The organism is Bacillus cereus, assembly GCF_015071065.1.
Taxonomy (GTDB): Bacteria; Bacillota; Bacilli; order Bacillales; family Bacillaceae_G; genus Bacillus_A; species Bacillus_A cereus_BA.
This window is the reverse complement of the sequence record NZ_VOVA01000007.1, coordinates 165,686-185,788: the sequence shown is the minus strand read 5'-3', so window position 1 is coordinate 185,788 and position 20,103 is coordinate 165,686. Positions and strand designations below refer to the sequence as shown.

Below are 20,103 nucleotides of genomic sequence, written 5' to 3'. Positions count from 1 at the left end.
GAGGTGCTAATTATTACATAACTTTTTTGATTTTTTGTGGTACTTGTTTCGTTTGGGTAATGATATCTTCTTTACGTAATTCTTTAAAGAGCGACGTGACCATAAGAACGACTACAATAGAGAATGGTAAGGCTGCTATGATCGCTGCAATTTGCAGTGCATTTAACCCACCAGCTTGCAAGAGAATGGCTGCAATAGCTGCTATCGTTAATCCCCAAATAAGCTTCAAACTGTTTTTCGGTGATAAATTACCATTGCTCGTTTGCATAGCAACAACAAATGTTGCAGAGTCGGCGGAGGTAACGAAAAATGTTGCGATTAAAATCAACCCGATAATGGTTAAGAATGTTGAAAATGGTAGATGTGAAATGACAGCAAATAGTCCAATCTCTGTACCATTTTTTGCAATTTCATCAGCGATTCCAAGTGATTGAAACATTTCCATATAGATAGCTGTACCACCAAAAACAGCAAACCAAAACGTACAAATGAATGTTGGAATTAATACGACGCCGATAATAAATTCGCGGATTGTACGTCCACGTGATACACGTGCGATGAAAGTACCGACGAATGGAGACCATGAGATCCACCAACCCCAATAAAAAATAGTCCAATTTTCAATCCATGAAGAAGATTCTTTATTGAATGCTCCTAAATTTAATCCCATGCTTGGTAAAGCCCCGATATAAGAACCTAGTGTAGAAGTAAAGTATTTCATAATGAATACAGTTGGTCCTAGCAGTAAGAAGGAAATGAGTAATATACCAGCAAGAGAGAAATTTAAGTTACTCAAATATTTAATCCCACGATCAAGCCCGGTTTGAGCACTGGTTAAATATAGTACAGTGAATATGGCGATAAGCACGAGTTGTGTACTAACTGTATTATGAATAGAAGGGAATAAATAGCTCAATCCTCCAGCGATTTGCTGGGCACCGATTCCGACAGATGGTACGATCCCGAATACTGTGGCTAAAACAGCTAAAATATCGACTGTTTTTCCAATAGGAGAATTTTTCGATCGATTAAATAATGGAGTAACTGTAGCACCAATCGTGCTACCTTTTTGTTTACGGAATGTGAAATAGGCAATTGTTAGAGCGACCATTGCATACAGTGACCAAGGGAATAGTCCCCAGTGGAAAAATGAATATTGCATAGCGAGTTTGGCGCTTTCTTCTGTTCCAGGTTTTCCTGTTAGCGGTGCAGTAAAGTGTGAAATTGGTTCAGCAATCCCGTAAAATAGAAGGCCAATTCCCATTCCAGCTCCAAATAACATGGCGAGCCAAGATGGATAACTATATTTTGGTCTTTCGTCATCTTTCCCAAGACGAATTGTTCCGTATTTTGAAAAGGCTAAGTAAGTAGCTAAGATAAGCATTGTGGTCATAAGTAGAGAGTAAAACCATCCAAATTTATTGAGGATAAATGTATTTAAAGAAGATGTGACACTTTGTAAATCATGGCCTTGTATCCAGCTTGCTGGTATGACACCCCATATAATAAATAAGGTTGTAAGCAAGATGGAGATATAAAATACACTGTTTTCTTTTTTTATCATAGAATCCCACCTTTATTTAATAAAGTTAACAATTATATTAACCATAACAATGTTTTCGTGAAATGTCAAAAAATTCATTTTTTATAATGGATACTTATAAGGAAAACTTCGTTCACCATATGGTCAAAATGTAGGAAGAAATAATATGAAATATTGCATTTTACATCATTTTATCCAGATAATATGTTAATTTCGTGAATGGAATATTTAAATAGGGGGCAATGATATGAACAAGAAATCGAAGTTTAATAAAGTGATGCTTAGTATTAGTACAATGGCTCTATCGTTAGGAGCAATTCAAACTCATGTGTCAGCAGAAGAAAAGGTACCGTATAATGTGTTGAAAACGAAACCGGTTGGAATTGAAAAGCCAGTAGATGAAGTTGGACATATTTCAAAAGTTGATGAAACATTATCATTTCAAGAACGTTTAAAAACAGGGGACTTTTCACAGCGACCAGCATCTATTATGAAGAGTCCAGAAGTAAAGCAGGTTAAAGAAAGCTATTCAATGGCTGATTTAAACAAAATGAATGATCAAGAATTGATTGAAACGCTAGGAAGTATTAAGTGGAATCAAATTACAGACTTGTTCCAGTTTAATGAAGACGCAAAGGCTTTTTATAAAGACAAAGGAAAAATGCAAGTTATTATAGACGAATTAGCTCATAGAGGTAGTACATTTACGAAAGATGATTCAAAAGGAATTCAAACGTTTACTGAAGTGTTACGTTCAGCTTTTTATCTTGCATTTTATAATAATGAATTAAGCGCCTTAAATGAAAGAAGTTTCCAGGACAAATGCTTACCAGCGTTAAAAGCTATTGCAAAAAATCCAAACTTTAAGCTTGGAACGAGCGAACAGGATACAGTCGTATCTGCATACGGTAAATTAGTTAGTAATGCATCAAGTGATGTTGAAACAGTGCAATATGCAACTAATATTTTAAAACAATATAATGATAATTTCCATACATATGTAGACGATCGTATGAAAGGGCAAGCTGTATACGATCTTATGCAAGGTATTGATTATGATATGCAATCTTATTTATTTGAAACTCGTAAAGAGGCAAAAGATACAATGTGGTATGGAAAAGTAGATGGATTTATTAATGAGATTAATCGTATTGCCCTTTTAAATGAAGTAACGCCAGAAAATAAGTGGCTCGTTAATAATGGAATTTATTTTGCTAGCCGTTTAGGGAAGTTTTATAGCAATCCAAATAAAGGATTAGAAGTTGTTACACAAGCAATGCATATGTATCCACGTTTAAGTGAACCGTATTTTGTTGCAGTAGAACAAATTACAACAAACTATAACGGGAAAGATTATAGCGGGAATACGGTAGATTTAGAGAAGATACGTAAAGAAGGAAAAGAGCAGTACTTACCAAAAACGTATACATTCGATGATGGATCTATTGTGTTCAAAACAGGAGATAAAGTATCAGAGGAAAAAATTAAAAGGTTATATTGGGCAGCAAAAGAAGTAAAGGCGCAATATCACCGTGTAATCGGTAATGATAAAGCTTTAGAACAAGGTAATGCAGACGATGTATTAACGATAGTAATCTATAACACTCCAGATGAATATCAATTAAATAGACAACTGTACGGATATGAGACAAACAACGGTGGAATTTATATTGAAGAGACAGGTACATTCTTTACATATGAACGTACGCCAGAGCAAAGTATTTATAGTTTAGAAGAGTTATTCCGTCATGAGTTTACTCATTACCTTCAAGGAAGATATGAAGTTCCAGGTTTATTTGGAAGAGGAGATATGTATCAAAATGAAAGATTAACTTGGTTCCAAGAAGGGAACGCAGAATTTTTCGCAGGATCTACTCGTACAAATAATGTAGTACCGAGAAAGAGCATCATTAGTGGATTATCATCTGATCCTGCAAGCCGTTATACAGCAGAGCGTACACTATTTGCTAAATATGGTTCTTGGGATTTCTATAACTACTCGTTTGCGCTGCAGTCTTACTTATATACACATCAATTTGAAACATTTGATAAAATTCAAGATTTAATTCGTGCGAATGACGTGAAAAATTACGATACATATCGTGAAAATCTAAGTGAAAATCCGAAACTAAATAAAGAGTATCAAGAGTACATGCAGCAACTAATTGATAATCAAGATACGTATAATGTACCAGAAGTATCAGACGACTATTTAGCTGAACAAGCACCAAAATCATTAGTGGAAGTGAAGAGAGAAATTAACGATACATTGCGTATGAAAGATACAAAAATAACAAAGCATACGTCTCAATTCTTTAATACCTTTACACTAGAAGGTACGTTTACAGGTAGTGTAACAAAAGGTGAATCAGAAGATTGGAAAGCAATGAGTAAAAGAGTAAATGAAGCTTTAGAACAATTGGCGACAAAGGAATGGGGTGGATACAAAACTGTTACGGCATACTTCGTGAATTACCGTATTAATGCATCAAATGAATATGAATATGATGTAGTCTTCCATGGTGTCGCAAAAGATGATAAAGAAAATAAAGCTCCAATTGTTAATATAAATGGTCCTTATAATGGGCTTGTAAAAGAAGGAATTCCATTCAAAAGTGATGGATCAAACGATGAAGATGGAAAAATCGTTTCTTATTTATGGGACTTCGGGGATGGAAGTACAAGTACAGAAGTTAATCCAGTACATGCATATGAAAGAGAAGGAACTTATAAAGTAGCGTTAAGAGTAAAAGATGATAAAGGTAAAGAGAGTAGAAATGAAACAACTGTTACGATTAAAGATGGGAGTTTAACAGAATCTGAACCAAATAATCGTCCAGAGGAAGCAAATCGTATCGGGCTAAATACTACTATAAAAGGTAGCCTTATTGGCGAGGATCACACCGATGTTTATACATTTAATGTGGCATCAGCGAAAGATATCGATATTTCTGTTTTAAATGAGCATGGAATCGGGATGACATGGGTACTTCACCATGAATCAGATATGCAAAATTACGCAGCTTACGGCCAAGCTAATGGAAATCATATAGAAGCAAAATTTAATGCAAAACCAGGTAAGTATTACTTGTATGTATATAAATATGATAATGGCGATGGAGCGTACGCATTATCAGTAAAATAAGTGCTCTTCCAATGTATGTTTAACTTTACTTTTTGTGGAAAATAATATATTATATACATATATAATATATCGGTTATTTTCTAGGAGGAGCCTGTCACAATAGGTTTCTCCTGTTCTTTTTTAGAGGCCTGTCTTACAGGCTTTTCTTTAAAAGGTAAATAACTGAAAATTAAGAACGATAATCTTTGAAAGAGGTGGGGCATACATATAACAAAAAAAGGGATTGTTTAAGAAAGGGGGATAAGAAATGGTCCTGTTTGGTTATCCACTTGAAACAATTTATTTATATGGATTTATTATTGCTACTATACTCACTGTTATTTATATTTTCTTTGGAGATATATTTGAATCAATATTTAGTTTTGGGGGCGGATCTGTATCCGTTGTTACTTTACTACTTAGTTTCTTCGCCATGTTATGTGGACTTAGTTATATAGGAGAGTATTTATATTCCTATAATAGTCTCATTATTTTCGGGGGCTCATTCGCTATATCTTTTATTGGTGTATTTATTATGAAAATATTAATTTTAAAACCAATTGCAGAAGCAGAACAAAACACTGTGCAACGTATGGATGAATTTGTTGGTTGCAAGGGAGAAGTCATTACGACAATTCCTACAGAAGGGTTTGGTGAAGTGTTAATCTCCTCCCAATTTGGAAGTAATGCAATACCAGCGAAAACAATTGGGAAAAAAGATATTTCACAAGGAACCGAGGTCATTATTGAGGGAGTTCAAGATGGTGTTTTGCTTGTACAAAACATCGCTTATTCTTTAAAGAAACCAAAATTATAAGGGGGAATTTACATGACGATTCCATTAATTATCGGTGGAGTTTTACTCGCAATTTTAATTCTACTCATTTTAGTATTCATTACGAAGTATCGTACAGTTGGTCCAGATGAAGCATTAATTGTAACAGGGAACTGGCTTGGTGGTGGAAAGAATGTTGTTACCACTGATGATGGAAAGAAGATTAAGATCATCCGCGGTGGTGGTACTTTCGTTGTGCCAATTATGCAACGAGCAGAACTTCTTAGCTTATTAAACTACAAATTAGAAGTTGGAACACGTGATACGTATACGAAACAAGGTGTACCGATTACAGTAAACGGTGTTTCTATTATTAAAGTAGGATCGACAATTGAAGAAGTTTCTACAGCAGCTGAACAATATTTAGGAAAAGAAACGGAAGAGTTAAAGGTAGAAGCAAAAGAAGTTTTAGAAGGGCATCTACGTGCTATTTTATCTTCTATGACAGTAGAAGATGCTTATAGTAATAGAGAGCAATTCGCTCAAAAGGTGCATGAAGTAGCTTCGACTGATTTAAAGAAGATGGGACTTCGCATCGTTTCCTTTACAATTAAAGAAATAATGGATAAAAACGGTTACTTAGATGCACTTGGTCAGCCGCAAATTGCAATGGTTAAGCGTGATGCAACAGTTGCGAATGCAGAGCGTGAAAAAGAGGCACGAATTGAAAAAGCTCGTGCTGAGAAAGAAGCAAAAGAAGCGGAATATCAACGTGATGCACAAATCGCTGAAGCTGAAAAACATAAGGAATTAAAAGTACAATCTTATAAGAGGGACCAAGAACAAGCTCGCGCAGATGCAGATCTTTCTTATGAATTACAACAAGCGAAAGCACAACAAGGTGTTACAGAAGAGCAAATGCGAGTTAAAATCATTGAGCGTGAAAAGCAAATTGAGTTAGAAGAAAAAGAGATTGCGCGCCGTGAAAAGCAATATGATGCAGAAGTGAAGAAAAAAGCAGATGCAGATCGCTATGCTGTTGAACAATCAGCAGAAGCGGAAAAAGTAAAACAAATGAAAAAAGCAGATGCAGATCAATATAAAATTGAAGCAGAAGCAAGAGCGCGTGCAGAAGAAGTTCGTGTAGAAGGTTTAGCAAAAGCAGAAATTGAGAAAGCACAAGGTCAGGCAAAAGCAGAAGTACAGAAAGCACAAGGTACAGCAGAAGCAGATGTTATCAGATTAAAAGGTTTAGCAGAAGCGGAAGCGAAACAAAAAATTGCAGAAGCATTTGAATTATATGGGCAAGCGGCAATTATGGATATGGTTCTAAAAATGCTTCCGAGTTATGCGAAAGAAATTGCAAGTCCACTTAGCAATATTGATAAGATTACAGTTGTCGATACAGGCGGCGGTGGTAAAAATAGCGGCGCCGGAAAAGTTGCAGGTTATGCGACTGATTTAATGGCAACGATGCAAGAAACGTTAAAAGCCTCTTCTGGTATTGATTTAAAAGAATTACTAGAAGGATTTGCTGGAAAAGGTGCCGTGCAGCAACTATCAAACGATAAATCTGTCGTATCTGTAGTAGAAGGTGAGAAAAAAGAAGTAGAGAAAGATAAGGAATAGTAAGGTGGAAAGAACCTCTAGTAAGTGGGATACTAGAGGTTCTTCTGTGAATTATAATATTTAGAATAATAAACATTTTTATATATTGTTTTAATTATTTAATTTCTATAGAATGAAAAAGGTATGTATCAACTCTTTAAATGTAGAAAAGATGAGAAAAAGGGATAGAGAGTCTCATCGATGCATTTGAATCGTATGATTTGTATAAAGAGATTAAATGTAAAATAATTGCATTTAAAACGGTATGGAGGGGTAGGAATATGTTTCAAGGAAAATTAAGGAGTAGAAGCTTAAAAACAAAGTTACTTGTATCATTTATTATTATTTTAATTGTGCCAAGTATTATAATTGGTTGGACGTCTTATCAACAAGCAAAGACAAACTTTAATGAAACAATTTTGCAATCAGCAAAAGATAACGTGAAGGTTTTGAATAATGTAATTAATAAAGAGTTGGATAGTAAGAAAGTAGACGTAGTATATTTTACAAAGCTATTTATGGGGACGAGTTATCAAGCTGATCAACTTCAAAACGTACAAAATAAATTAGAAGAATATAATAAATTACATTTAGAAGTGGAAGCGATCTATACTGGATCTAGTGATGGACAATTTATTCAATCACCAGTAATTCAAATGCCAGAAGGATATAATCCTGCAGAAAGAGATTGGTACAAAGAGGCAGCGGGAAAAAGTGGAGAAGTAATTATTACAGCTCCATATAAATCAAAAACGACAGGGAATATTGTTATTACAATAGCAAAACAAAATGAGGATAAAAGTGGTGTTCTCGGCATCGATTTAATTATTAATGATATTGTAAATACTTCGAAAATGGTTAATATCGGTAAAGAAGGGTATGTTGCAATTTTTGATCAGGATAAAAATGTCGTAGCACATCCAACGCTGAAGCCGGGGGATAAGGTAGAAGAAAAACTTGAAAAAGAGCTGTACAAACAGGAAATTGGTGATTTTAAATTTTCATTAGATGGTGAGGATCGCAATATCACTTTTAAAACGAATAAGACGACTGGATGGAAAATAGCAGGAATTATGCCTTCAAAAGAAATTATTGAAGCGGCGGAACCTATTTTCTATAAAACAATAACTGTTCTTGGAATTTCATTAATAATTGGTGGAATTGTAATTTACTTCATAATTTCTTCTATTATTAAACCGTTAAAACAACTTGTTATATCAGCGAGGAAAATTAGCGAAGGTGACTTAACAGAATCAATTACTGTTCGTTCGAGGGATGAAATTGGACAGTTAGGAGAAAGTTTTAATGAGATGGCGACATCATTACATTATGTAATTTCAAATATTAATACTTCAGCTGGTCATGTAGCAGCTTCTTCGGAAGAATTAACAGCAAGTATGAAGCAAGCTGGTGAAGCGACAGAGCAAATTACACAAGCGATGGAACAAGTATCGAGTGGTGCAGAAATACAAACGCGGGAAGTTGAAGAAGGGGCGACTTTGTTAGAAGAAGTTACAGAAGGAATTCAGCGTGTTGCGGATAGCTCTTCGTTAGTATCCACAGCATCTATGTATACGAAGCAAAAAGCTGAAGATGGTGGAAAGTTAGTTGAACAAACTGTGAATCAAATGCAATTAATTCATGAGTCTGTTTCACAGTCGGACAAAGTCATTGTGTTATTAGATGATAAGTCAAAGCAAATTGGAGCTATTCTTGAAGTGATTCAACATATTGCTGGGCAGACAAACTTGTTAGCATTGAATGCTGCAATTGAGGCTGCAAGAGCTGGGGAGCAAGGAAGAGGTTTTGCAATTGTAGCAGATGAAGTGCGAAAATTAGCAGAACAATCGGGACAGTCTTCTACGGAAATTGGCAAGTTAGTGAAAGAGATACAATTTGATATAAAAGAAACTGTAAGCTCTATGAATCAAGTTGGAACAGAAGTACAATCAGGGCTTGTAGTTGCAAATGAAACGAAGCAAAGCTTTGTAGAAATATTGAAATCTACAAATGATACAGTTGTACAAATTGATAGCATGGTAGATGTAGCGAAGCAAATGACGATAGATGCAAAACAAGTAAGTGCATCTATTAATGAAATTGCAGCAACGATTGAAGAAAATGCAGCGAGCGTTCAAAATATTGCTGGCTCCTCTGAAGAACAAGTAGCTTCAGTAGAAGAAATAAATTCAGCAGCAGTTCACTTATCGCAAATGGCTGAAGAATTACAAGAGATGATCGGTAAGTTTAAAATATAATAACAAATATTAAGAAACGAGGTAGTGGTTCTACTTCGTTTCTTTTTTATGGAGATAAAAATAAAGAAATATGTAGTAACCGTGTTATGATTAAGTGTAATGATAAAAAAACTGTATTTTCTTTAAATTCTATCTTTATTCATGTTAGGGGAATGATTTTGAAATTGAAGAAATTGAAACTACAACCCAGAATTACATTAACTATTAGTACACTTATTCTTGTTGTACTGCTGTTAACGAGCTATTTATTTTACTATATATTATCTGAAACAGTAGAAGAGCAAATTGGAAAAAGGGCGTTGCATGTTGCGAAAACAGTTGCCGCTATACCAGAAATCGGAGAAGCTTTTCAAAAAGAAAATCCAGCTTCTATTATTCAGCCAATTGCAGAAAAAATTCGAATCGAAACAGATGCTGACTTTATTGTAGTTGGAAATAAAGATGGTATTCGTTATGCACATCCTAAGAAAGATAAAATAGGTGAAGCAATGGTGGGCGGAGATAATAAAGGAGTTCTATTAGAAGGGAAATCTTACGTTTCGAAAGCAACGGGATCATTAGGACCGTCGTTACGCGGAAAAGTCCCAATTCGTAATCAGGATAATGAAATTATTGGTGTAGTATCTGTTGGATTTTCTATGGATGATATTCATGGAGCGATAGAAGTGTATGGGAAGCGTGTGTTTTGGATCACAGTAATAGGTCTGTTAATTGGGATAATTGGCTCTGTATATTTAGCAAAAAGTATTAAGCGGATGATGTTTGGAATGGAGCCAGAAGAAATTTCATCTTTATATGAGGAGCATAGTACAGTTATTCAATCTGTACGTGAAGGGATTGTAGTAATCGATAAAAATGGAATGGTTAGTTTAATAAATCAAGCGGCATACGATATTCTTTCTTTAGATAAACAAGAAAATATAATGGGAGAATTTATTTTAGATGTTATTCCTAATTCATCGATACTGGATGTACTTCAAACCGGAGAAGAACAATTTGATCGCCAATTAAATATAAAGGGGCAGGATGTTATTGCCAATCGTCTGCCTATTAAAGTTAATCATAAAGTAACTGGTGTAGTATCCAGCTTACGCCTGAAATCTGAAATGGATCAATTAACAGCAGAATTGTCTCAGACGAAGCAATATACAGAGGCGTTACGGGCACAAACACATGAATATAACAACTTATTATATACGCTTTCAGGTCTTATTCAGTTAGAGTCATATGAAGATGCTTTAGAGCTTATTCATAAGGAAACGGCAGTCTATCAAGATTTCGTTCAATTTATTATGAAACGAATTCAAAATCCATGGTTAGGTGGGATTTTAATTGGATTTTACAATAGAGCACGAGAGTTGAAGATTGATTTTGTGTTAGATCGAGAAAGTAGTTTAGAAAAGTTAAGTCCGCATATTGATAGTAATTATGTTGTTTCTATACTGGGAAATTTAATTACGAATGCATTTGAAGCGATTGAAAAAAATCAAGAGTATGACAAGAGAGTTAGAATGTTTGTAACGGATATTGGAGAAGAAATATTAATTGAAGTGGAAGATTCAGGACACGGGATTCATGATGAAATAATTACTAGCATATTCTATAAAGGCTTTTCGACGAAAGAGGGAGGAAAACGTGGATATGGATTAGCAAAAGTGAAAGAGCTAGTGGAAGATTTAAATGGGAGTATTGCAATCGAAAAAGGGGATTTAGGTGGTGCGTTATTTATCATTGCATTACCGAAAGAGAGAGGCGAATTGTAATGACTGAGGGGATTGAAGTATTAATTGTAGAAGATGATATTCGGATTGCGGAAATTCATCGTCGTTTTACTGAAAAAATTGAGGGGTTTAAAGTAATTGGAACAGCGACGACTGGGGAACAGGCGAAAGAATGGTTAGAGTTTGTAAAGCCACAACTCGTTTTATTAGATGTTTATTTACCTGACATGCAAGGGACTGAACTCGTCACATATATTAGGCATAATTTGCATGATACAGATATTATTATGATTACAGCCGCATCAGAGACGGATGTAGTGCGGCATGCTTTACGAGGCGGAGTAACAGATTATATTGTAAAGCCACTTACATTTGATCGGTTTAAAACAAGTTTAGAAAGTTATCAAAAGAAGATTACGAAGTTAAAGAAAAATGCTCAACTATCTTCAGAACAGATTGAACATCTATGGTCCCAAAGAGGGGTGCAGGCAAATCAAATAGAATATGCGCCAAAAGGAATCGACCCTTTAACGTTAGCAAAAATAAAAAAGCATATGCTAACTATTAATGAAGAGGGAATTACTGCAGAGATGCTAAGCTCAATGGTAGGTGTAAGCCGATCAACAGCGAGGCGCTATTTAGAGTATTTGATCTCTGGAAAGAAAGTGCATGCGGAGCTTATATATGGAAGTGTGGGGAGGCCAGAAAGAAGGTATTTCCGCGTTTCTTCATAGGGGACTTTCACAACAATAAAAACAGTAGAGGATTACATTTCCTCTACTGTTTTTCCTAGTTTCATCTTATATTGGAATAATTCCAATTACAATTCCAGTAATCAACATAACCATTGTCGTTCCAACAGCCCAAAGTAAAGTGAATCGCTGGTGTTCACCAAAATCAACCTTGGCCATTCCGACTAATAAATAAGTGGAAGCAACGAGGGGACTCAGTAAGTGAACAGGTTGACCGAGTAACGAGGCACGTCCCATTTCTGCTGCACTAATTCCGTAAGTGGCAGCAGCTTTCGTTAAAATAGGTAATACCCCGAAGTAAAAAGCATCATTAGACATGAAAAATGTGAACGGCATACTTAGTAAAGCTGTAATAATTGGAAGCTGGGGGCCAAGTGCATCTGGTATAAGAGTAACAACACTTTGAGCCATTGCATCTACCATTTTTGTTCCAGATAGAATACCTGTGAAAATTCCAGCAGCAAATACGAGAGAAACAACCGCTAATACGTTTCCAGCGTGAGACGCAATACGCTCTTTTTGTTGTTCTAAGTTAGGGTAGTTAATCATAACAGCAATAGCAAAAGCGACTGTAAATAAAACAGGTAACGGCATAATCTCTAGTATGAGACAAACGAGGAGGGAAGCCGTTAATAAAAAGTTAATCCATAGCAGTTTCGGGCGTTTATGTATTTCAGCTTCAACTGTCGCAGCTTGCTCATCCATTGTTTGCATGTGTTTTAAGTATTGGACATCCATAATTCCTAAACGTTTTCTTTCTTTTTTTCCAAGATAGTAGGCAACGAAAACTACCCAAATTGCACCAGCGATCATTCCTGGTATAAGTGGTGTAAAGAGCTCTGACGCGTCTAGTCCAAGTGCACTCATAACTCGGGCTGTTGGTCCACCCCAAGGTGTAAGATTTGTCACACCTGCTCCTAACATAACAACCCCGGCTAATATAAGTGGATTCATTCCAAGACGTTTATATAGTGGGTACATTGCGGAAACAGTAATCATATATGTTGTTGTTCCGTCCCCATCTAATGAAACGATAATAGTAAGGATAGCTGTACCAACAACAATTTTTAAAGGATCACCTTTTACAAATTTTAAAATTTTACTAATAACAGGATCGAATAAACCGCTATCAATCATAATTCCAAAATATAAAATAGCAAACATAAGCATAATACCGGTAGGTGCTAGTTTTTGAATTCCTTCTAACATCATAGGTCCCATATTTGCATAAAAGCCGCCAATTAATGCGAAAGTAATTGGAATTAATATTAATGCTACTAATGCTGACATACGTTTCGTCATAATCAAAAACATAAAGACAAGTACCATCGCAAATCCAAGTAGTGCTAACATGTAATCTCCCCCTCAAAATAATGATTGCGCTTTCAAAATAGAATAAAAATTCAGAAAAAGGTTTTTTGTTTATAATAAAAGCATTCATTCAAATGGTAAATAATTTGAAAAATAACATCATTAGAAGCATAATTTTTATTTTGGTCATTTTGTTCATGAAGGTAATTTTGAATTTTTAAAAAGATAATTTACTTCGCACAAGAATGGTAGAATAAGGTGAAAATAGCGAAGCGTGAAGCAGGGAGTAGATTTTGAATGGAAACAAGAATAGAAGAGATTTATAGTTCGTGTAAAGGAAGAGTAGAAGAGATTTTTATTAATGAATCCTCTTACGTATATGAATGGGAAAAATTAATGATGATCCGAAAGCACGATGGTGAGCTTGAAAAAATCGGGGTTGGGATCAGTGGAAATATAAGATTAATAAATGTAGAAGTTGGACAGGAAATTAGTGCGGATACATTATTAGTTAAGATAGAAGATGATTTGTTAATTACTGGTTGTGAATGATGAGAGATGTGTAGAAATAACTGCACATCTCTTTTTTGTTCCATATATTACAAAAAGAACAATGTTTTTTCACAAATCTCACACAACTTTTTGATATTCTCCTAGTTGAGTACAATGAATAAATTTTTAGGAGTAATGTATTGTCATTAATGGGGAGGAAATAGGGATGAGAGTAAAGTATGCTGTGCTTGTTATATGTTTATGTTTCGTATTTACAATAGTAGGATGTGGGAAAAAGGACATAGAAGCTATTGCGGTTGATGAGAAAAATGATAAGTGTGATATTTGTCAAATAGGGGTAATGGATAATCAATTCGCAACAGAAATTATTTTAGATAATGGAAAAGCCTTAAAGTTTGATGATATTGGCTGTATGTATAAATGGATGGATAACAATAAAAATGAGAAGACGAAAGAAAAGTTTGTACGAGACTATAATACGAAAGATTGGGTTCCATTACAGGACGCAACTTACGTATATGATAAAACAATAACAACACCTATGGCTTATAACGTGATCTCGTTTAAAGATAAAAAAGATGCGGAAAGTTTTGTATCTAAATATAAGGGGAAGGTCCTTTCCGACAAAGAATTATCAGAGCATAGGTGGGAAATGAATAAAGAGATGATGGGGAAACCGAAAAAAGGGAATGGCGGAGGACATTCTCATTAATACGAAGAAGTAGCTAGAGCAAGGACAACCACCCCAAGGTTGTCCTTTTCTATTGTCAGTGAGATGCAAATAGAAAGATAAAAGGTGTAAAATAGTTAGAAGAACAGTTACAATATAATATAGTGACATATTCAGAGTGCATTTGAGTAATTAAGGGTAACAAAGATGTACAAGTATCGCTGAAACATGCTAAACTAATTGCTCCATAATATTAATGATGAAGCTGGGTGGCATATCATTCCAAACATGAATTTATATGTTGAGAAAACATGAACATAAGTATACTATGACAATTGAAGAAGGAATATAAGGTGCTTATGGATAAATCTATTGAAGAAGAGTTATTGCATGTGATGGAGGAATGGTTAAGAAAACATTATCTTTCATAGGAGCTGTAGTTGTGAGAAAACAAAAAATTTTATTATGTACATTATTAGGACTTTTAATGATGGTAGTGGCTTGTGAGAAGCAAGAAGAACCTGAATCGAAACCGGTTCATGTGAAAAACGAAAAAAAGCAAGAAAAGCATAAAGAAAAGGAAACAGATAAAGAAGAGACTGGTATAAATTTAATGGATAAGCAATTATTGCTTTCTGCGACCCTAGGTGATACAGAAACGACTATGAAGTTAATAAAGGACGGGGCAAATATAAACGTAGAGGGCGATAATGGAGAAACACCTATCTTGGCAGCGGTGTATCAAAATCATATAGAGACAGTTAAAGCGTTAATTGATGCAGGAGCCGATATTGAAATCCAAGATGAAAAACAAAGCAATCCATTTCTTTATGCTAGCAGAGAGGGCTATACAGATATTGTAAAACTACTAATTAATGCAGGAGCTAATACGAAAGAAACTACTAAGTCAGGTGGAACAGCATTAATTTCTGCATCAGAGCGTGGTCATGTAGATGTCGTAAAAGAATTATTAGAGCATACAGATATTGATGTGAATTATAAAAATAATCGTGGTGGGACAGCATTATTAGAAACGATTGTTTTAGGAAATGGTAGTGACAGCCATAAAAGGGTAATTCAAATGCTTATTGAGCATGGAGCGGATGTAAATATGGCTAACAATGAAGGGACTACGCCATTGCAACATGCTGAAAAAAGAGGCTTTAAAGATATTGCAACTATGTTGAGACAGGCTGGGGCGAATGAAGTAGTGCAGCCACAACAACCAATGGAGTAAAAAGACGAAGAAATAAAGAGTACGAATTAATCCCATTTAGATAGACAGAATGAAGAAGTCATTTAGTATGATGGATTCAGTAATGTGTATTTAAATGGGATTTTTGTTTTGAGCATGAAAAGTAGAGTATGAATGGATGGTATATGGAGGCTACACATAGTAACTAAGGAGGGTATAAATGAGGCTTCCAGAACTTGAGTTGATAGCAATTCAGGCAGAGGTTTTATTTGTTCATAATCAGGTAGGAAGAATAAAGAGTGTAAATGAAAATGGAAATCCAAAAGCACCGCGTTTTTTTCTTGGCCGAACTCGTGAAGGGAATATAATGAGATATCATTATAACCTGGATAGTGAAATGATAAGTAAGATTGAGAAATTAATTCGAGAATGTTCAAATCACATAGAGATAGCAAAGATCATTAAAGTATTAAATGAAGAAAGAACAGTGGAGAATATTTGGATGGGTCCTGCTTACATGTTTCCCGAAAATTTAAATAAGCCGACTAGGGCGATACAAATAACAGAGAAGAATAAAGAACTCATGCGAGAAAATTTTCCTAATCTAATAGGACAGATGGAATGGAGGCAACCTTATTTTGCGATTGTTGAAAATGAACAGGCAGTTTCTATATGTTGCAGTGCGAGAAGTACACCCGTAGCTACGGAGGCAAGTGTAGAAACTTTAGAGGAGTTCCAAGGAAAGGGATATGGTGCTGATGTTGTTGCAGCCTGGGCAATATCAATACAAGAAGAAAACCGCATTCCGCTTTATAGTACTTCTTGGGATAACTTTGCTTCGCAAGCAGTGGCGAGAAAACTAAAAGTGATTAACTATGGAATGAATTTACATATCACTTGAATTTTAAACAGAGTTGTTTTCTGTTGGAAGTTATTCGTATATCTAGATTATTGTAAAAAAAATATGGTGAATATTAACATGCGATTAACATCTAATTAACAATCTATCAAAACTGGCTTAATAAATACGTAATATAGTAAAGGTAACAAAATAACTAGGGTAGAGAACATTTGAGAACACCCGCTTACATATAACGTGCCACTTTCTTAGGTGTGCTCTATTCCCTAGAGTTCAAATAAGGAGAAAGGTGTTCTATGTAAGTAGGTGTTTTTAGTTTGGATAAAAATAGAAAAGCTAGGTGGAATGAATGTTTAAAGAACCTTATATTGCGATGATAAAGGATTGGAAAGGGTACAAAACATACAAAAAATTACCGAAAACAGTTTTTCTTATGACTGGATCAATGCTGGAGTTACCAGAGCGTGTATACGAATTACAGAAACATGGACATGATGTATTTCTTCATTGTGATTTTATACAAGGCTTAAATACGAACACAGAGGAAGCTCTTTTGTATATTCAAGATGTTATCGGAGCACAAGGTATTATTTCAACAAAGGGTTCGACAATTCGAAATGCCAACAAAATTGGATTAAAAACGATTCAACGTATTTTTATTGTCGATACTTTATCTCTTACAAAATCAATTGAAAATTGTAAAACGACTAAACCGAATGCAGTAGAGATTATGCCTGGTATTATGCCTTCTATTATTAAGCAGCTAGCAGAGGAAATAGAATTTCCTATTATTGCAGGCGGACTGATTCAAACGCGAGAAGATGCGGAAATTGCAATTCGTGCAGGAGCAAGTGCGATTTCAACGAGTCATTATGAAGTATGGATACAAGAAGAAAAAAGGAGTGCAATCTTGTGATTGAATTGAAAAATGTTTCAAAGGTATATAAAAATGCGGAAGAGATAGCAGTTAAAGGCGTATCGGTTCACATTAAGAAGGGAGAATTTTTTGTTTTAGTTGGACCTTCGGGATGTGGAAAAAGTACATTATTACGAATGCTGGCTGGTTTAGAAGAAATTTCTTCGGGAGATTTAATTATTAATGAACGTGTTGCAAATGATTTAGAGCCAAAAGATCGTAATCTATCAATGGTATTTCAAAACTATGCGTTATATCCGCACTTATCTGTAGAAGAAAATATTTTATTCGGACTTAAGGTAAGAAAAGTACAGAAAGAAGAGCGGAAAAAACGATTAATGGAAGCTGTTGAAATGGTAGGACTGAAAGAGTATGTGAAAATGAAACCGGGACAATTATCAGGTGGACAAAGACAGCGTGTTGCACTTGCCAGGGCGATTGTGAGTCAAGCACCGATTTGTTTAATGGATGAGCCGCTTTCGAATTTGGATGCGAAATTACGTGCGCAAATGAGGATTGAAATTAGAGAAATTCAGCAGCGATTAGGAATTACGATGATTTATGTTACTCACGATCAAATAGAAGCGATGACTATGGGAGATCGCATCATGGTTTTAAATAAAGGAAGTATACAACAAGTTGGAACACCGCTTGATATATATAACTATCCAGCAAATGAATTTGTTGCGAGCTTTATAGGTTCTCCTTCTATGAATATTAATGATGGTGAATTGGATAAAGAAAAGGGTGTATTACATATAGGACAATTGCAAATTCCATTATCTATTGGACAGCTAAAGCAATTACCAGAAGGCACTATTCGAATAGGCATGCGTCCTGAGCATATTGTACTGTCTGAGGGAGGGCAAGAAGTGACGCTACAATCTGTAGAAGTATTGGGGAATGAATCTATATTAAACTTTGCGGTAAATGGAACAACTTGGAGTGCGAAAGTCATCGGACAATTACTCCTGAACAAAGGTGACAAAGTAAAATTATTATTCTCGCCAGAAAAACTATGCTTCTTTCACCATAATACGAATGAACGATTAAAAGTGGTAGCTGAAGAAGAGTTGAAAGTGGTGGCGAAGTAATGATTGAAGTAGGTAAGTTACCAGTTCAAACAAAAGTGTCAAGAAAGAAGAATTTATGGAGCAGAACGAAAGATTTAAGAACGGGGCTATTATTTTTAGCACCATCTATCTTGCTATTTTCGATTTTTCTTTTCTATCCATTGTTTAGGACGATTTACTACAGTTTTTATTTAACAGATATACACGGGGAAGCTAACCTTTTTGTGGGCTTAGAAAATTATCAATATTTATTTTCTGATCCTGCTTTCTACAAGAGCGTAAAGTCAACTTTATTATTTGTTGTATATACAGTGCCTACTAGTATTGTATTTGCTTTATTTCTTGCATTAATTGCAAATGAAAAAGTAAGAGGTATTGGGTTATTCCGAGTGCTTTTTTCTTCAACGATGGGGATATCAGTAGCTGCTAGTGCAGTAATCTGGCTATTTTTATTCCATCCAAGCGTAGGGCTATTTAATAATATATTAGCCTCTATGAATCTTCCTGCAATTGCATGGTTAACGAGTCCGGACTGGGCATTGTTTTCTGTATCTGTTACAACTGTTTGGGTGAATACAGGATTTGCATTTTTAGTTATATTAGGTGGTTTACAAAATATTGATACGTCTTTATATGAGAGTGCATCTATAGATGGCGCTAGCTATTTATATAAGCTACGCCGCGTTACATTACCGATGTTATCACCAACTTTATTCTTTATCGTAACAGTAACTTTAATTAGTGCATTCCAAAGCTTTGGGCAAATCGATATTTTAACACATGGTGGACCAAATGATGCAACGAATTTAATTGTGTACTCGATTTATAAAGAAGCATTTGTGAATCATCAATTTGGAACGGCAAGTGCACAAGCGATGGTATTATTTGTTTTCATTTTCATTGCTACATTACTTCAATTCAAGTTTGCAGAGAGAAAGGTGCATTATAAATGATCGTGAACAAGTGGAAGCAAAATTTTCTTTTATATATGTTGCTCATTATCAGTGCAGTAATGGTGTTTTTTCCTGTACTTTATGCATTTTTAATAAGCTTTATGACACCAGACGATATTCAAATGAGAAGGTTATTTCCGACTCAATTTACTTTTGATAATTTCATTAATATTTTTCAAAAAGTACCGCTTTTTACATATTTATATAACAGTTTAATTGTATCGACAGTTGTTATGTTTGGACAACTTATCGTATCAAGCTTAGCAGCTTATGCTTTTGTCTTTCTTCAGTTTAAAGGAAGGGACTTTATTTTCTTCTTGTTTATTTCAACGATGCTCATTCCGTGGGAAGCGACGATGGTACCAAACTTTTTAACGATTCAAAACTTCGGATGGATCAATAGCTTTGCTGGGATGACAGTGCCATTTTTTGCAACAGCTTTCGGTATTTTTTTACTACGTCAGCATTTTATGACACTTCCAAATGAACTGAAAGAAGCTGCTTTTATTGAAGGGATTGGAAATGTAAGATTTTTATTCAGTGTTGTAATTCCGTATTGTAAAACGAGTTTTATTACGCTTGGAGTATATAGCTTTTTAACAACATGGAATATGTATTTATGGCCGCTTTTAGTGACGACTGATGAAAAAGTAAGAACAGTTCAAATTGGTGTGAAGCAGCTCCAGTCTCAAGAAGTTGCAACTGATTGGGGAAGTGTAATGGCTGGTGTTACTGTTATCGTCATTCCAACACTGATTTTATTATTTTTAGGACAAAAGCAATTGCAACAAGGATTAACAAAAGGTGCAATTAAATAAGCATACATAGGAAA

The 20,103-nt window shown here is 35.0% G+C and carries 16 protein-coding genes; 14 read left to right on the top strand and 2 right to left on the bottom strand.

What is annotated here, in order from left to right; translation table 11 throughout:
- Window positions 1-13 precede the first annotated feature (13 nt).
- On the bottom strand, window positions 14-1,564 hold the full coding sequence (locus tag FT637_RS18790) for a glycine betaine transporter OpuD (protein WP_193647600.1): 1,551 nt from the start codon (window positions 1,562-1,564) through the stop codon (window positions 14-16).
- Between the two features lie 226 nt (window positions 1,565-1,790).
- Between FT637_RS18790 and colA the strand changes: the two genes are divergently transcribed.
- From colA to FT637_RS18760, 6 genes are all read left to right on the top strand, one after another.
- Window positions 1,791-4,688, top strand: a complete 2,898-nt coding sequence (gene colA, locus FT637_RS18785; RefSeq protein ID WP_193647599.1) for a collagenase ColA — start codon at window positions 1,791-1,793, stop codon at window positions 4,686-4,688.
- A 247-nt stretch (window positions 4,689-4,935) separates the two neighbouring features.
- The gene (locus FT637_RS18780; protein WP_193647598.1) at window positions 4,936-5,484 is read left to right on the top strand and encodes an NfeD family protein; all 549 of its coding nucleotides are present in this window, start codon (window positions 4,936-4,938) and stop codon (window positions 5,482-5,484) included.
- Between the two features lie 12 nt (window positions 5,485-5,496).
- A complete protein-coding gene (locus FT637_RS18775) occupies window positions 5,497-7,071 on the top strand; it encodes a flotillin family protein (protein ID WP_193647597.1) in 1,575 nt (524 codons plus the stop codon).
- 260 nt (window positions 7,072-7,331) lie between these two features.
- On the top strand, window positions 7,332-9,308 hold the full coding sequence (locus tag FT637_RS18770) for a methyl-accepting chemotaxis protein (RefSeq protein ID WP_193647596.1): 1,977 nt from the start codon (window positions 7,332-7,334) through the stop codon (window positions 9,306-9,308).
- A 152-nt stretch (window positions 9,309-9,460) separates the two neighbouring features.
- The gene (locus FT637_RS18765) at window positions 9,461-11,071 is read left to right on the top strand and encodes an ATP-binding protein (RefSeq protein ID WP_193647613.1); all 1,611 of its coding nucleotides are present in this window, start codon (window positions 9,461-9,463) and stop codon (window positions 11,069-11,071) included.
- Window positions 11,071-11,763: a response regulator gene (locus FT637_RS18760; RefSeq protein WP_193647595.1), complete on the top strand. Its 693-nt coding sequence runs from the start codon at window positions 11,071-11,073 to the stop codon at window positions 11,761-11,763. Before FT637_RS18765 ends, FT637_RS18760 begins: the two co-directional genes overlap by 1 nt.
- 66 nt (window positions 11,764-11,829) lie before the next feature.
- On the opposite strand, the gene FT637_RS18755 is transcribed toward FT637_RS18760, so the two are convergent.
- Entirely contained in the window at window positions 11,830-13,134 is a 1,305-nt protein-coding gene (locus FT637_RS18755; RefSeq protein WP_193647594.1) for a CitMHS family transporter, read from the bottom strand.
- 255 nt (window positions 13,135-13,389) lie between these two features.
- Between FT637_RS18755 and FT637_RS18750 the strand changes: the two genes are divergently transcribed.
- From FT637_RS18750 to FT637_RS18715, 8 genes are all read left to right on the top strand, one after another.
- Entirely contained in the window at window positions 13,390-13,644 is a 255-nt protein-coding gene (locus FT637_RS18750; protein ID WP_193647593.1) for a hypothetical protein, read from the top strand.
- Between the two features lie 166 nt (window positions 13,645-13,810).
- Window positions 13,811-14,317, top strand: coding sequence for a nitrous oxide reductase accessory protein NosL (locus tag FT637_RS18745; RefSeq protein ID WP_193647592.1), 507 nt, complete (start codon window positions 13,811-13,813; stop codon window positions 14,315-14,317).
- A 361-nt stretch (window positions 14,318-14,678) separates the two neighbouring features.
- On the top strand, window positions 14,679-15,512 hold the full coding sequence (locus FT637_RS18740) for an ankyrin repeat domain-containing protein (protein WP_227493857.1): 834 nt from the start codon (window positions 14,679-14,681) through the stop codon (window positions 15,510-15,512).
- A 178-nt stretch (window positions 15,513-15,690) separates the two neighbouring features.
- A complete protein-coding gene (locus FT637_RS18735; protein ID WP_193647590.1) occupies window positions 15,691-16,371 on the top strand; it encodes a GNAT family N-acetyltransferase in 681 nt (226 codons plus the stop codon).
- Between the two features lie 307 nt (window positions 16,372-16,678).
- Window positions 16,679-17,245, top strand: coding sequence for a glycerol-3-phosphate responsive antiterminator (locus FT637_RS18730; protein ID WP_061677001.1), 567 nt, complete (start codon window positions 16,679-16,681; stop codon window positions 17,243-17,245).
- Window positions 17,242-18,339 carry an ABC transporter ATP-binding protein gene (locus tag FT637_RS18725; RefSeq protein WP_193647589.1) on the top strand — a complete coding sequence of 366 codons (1,098 nt, stop codon included), beginning with the start codon at window positions 17,242-17,244 and terminating at the stop codon, window positions 18,337-18,339. The genes FT637_RS18730 and FT637_RS18725 overlap by 4 nt, the downstream gene beginning before the upstream one ends.
- A complete protein-coding gene (locus FT637_RS18720; protein ID WP_193647588.1) occupies window positions 18,339-19,271 on the top strand; it encodes a carbohydrate ABC transporter permease in 933 nt (310 codons plus the stop codon). The genes FT637_RS18725 and FT637_RS18720 overlap by 1 nt, the downstream gene beginning before the upstream one ends.
- Window positions 19,268-20,089 (top strand): carbohydrate ABC transporter permease, encoded by an 822-nt coding sequence (locus tag FT637_RS18715; protein ID WP_193647587.1) that lies wholly within the window; start codon window positions 19,268-19,270, stop codon window positions 20,087-20,089. The genes FT637_RS18720 and FT637_RS18715 overlap by 4 nt, the downstream gene beginning before the upstream one ends.
- Window positions 20,090-20,103: the final 14 nt, after the last annotated feature.

What these genes read in the sequence shown, in the direction of transcription:
- FT637_RS18790 (WP_193647600.1), bottom strand. Translation starts at nt 1,564, where the DNA reads ATGATAAAAAAAGAAAACAGTGTATTTTATATCTCCATCTTGCTTACA.
- colA (WP_193647599.1), top strand. Translation starts at nt 1,791, where the DNA reads ATGAACAAGAAATCGAAGTTTAATAAAGTGATGCTTAGTATTAGTACA.
- FT637_RS18780 (WP_193647598.1), top strand. Translation starts at nt 4,936, where the DNA reads ATGGTCCTGTTTGGTTATCCACTTGAAACAATTTATTTATATGGATTT.
- FT637_RS18775 (WP_193647597.1), top strand. Translation starts at nt 5,497, where the DNA reads ATGACGATTCCATTAATTATCGGTGGAGTTTTACTCGCAATTTTAATT.
- FT637_RS18770 (WP_193647596.1), top strand. Translation starts at nt 7,332, where the DNA reads ATGTTTCAAGGAAAATTAAGGAGTAGAAGCTTAAAAACAAAGTTACTT.
- FT637_RS18765 (WP_193647613.1), top strand. Translation starts at nt 9,461, where the DNA reads ATGATTTTGAAATTGAAGAAATTGAAACTACAACCCAGAATTACATTA.
- FT637_RS18760 (WP_193647595.1), top strand. Translation starts at nt 11,071, where the DNA reads ATGACTGAGGGGATTGAAGTATTAATTGTAGAAGATGATATTCGGATT.
- FT637_RS18755 (WP_193647594.1), bottom strand. Translation starts at nt 13,134, where the DNA reads ATGTTAGCACTACTTGGATTTGCGATGGTACTTGTCTTTATGTTTTTG.
- FT637_RS18750 (WP_193647593.1), top strand. Translation starts at nt 13,390, where the DNA reads ATGGAAACAAGAATAGAAGAGATTTATAGTTCGTGTAAAGGAAGAGTA.
- FT637_RS18745 (WP_193647592.1), top strand. Translation starts at nt 13,811, where the DNA reads ATGAGAGTAAAGTATGCTGTGCTTGTTATATGTTTATGTTTCGTATTT.
- FT637_RS18740 (WP_227493857.1), top strand. Translation starts at nt 14,679, where the DNA reads ATGGTTAAGAAAACATTATCTTTCATAGGAGCTGTAGTTGTGAGAAAA.
- FT637_RS18735 (WP_193647590.1), top strand. Translation starts at nt 15,691, where the DNA reads ATGAGGCTTCCAGAACTTGAGTTGATAGCAATTCAGGCAGAGGTTTTA.
- FT637_RS18730 (WP_061677001.1), top strand. Translation starts at nt 16,679, where the DNA reads ATGTTTAAAGAACCTTATATTGCGATGATAAAGGATTGGAAAGGGTAC.
- FT637_RS18720 (WP_193647588.1), top strand. Translation starts at nt 18,339, where the DNA reads ATGATTGAAGTAGGTAAGTTACCAGTTCAAACAAAAGTGTCAAGAAAG.
- FT637_RS18715 (WP_193647587.1), top strand. Translation starts at nt 19,268, where the DNA reads ATGATCGTGAACAAGTGGAAGCAAAATTTTCTTTTATATATGTTGCTC.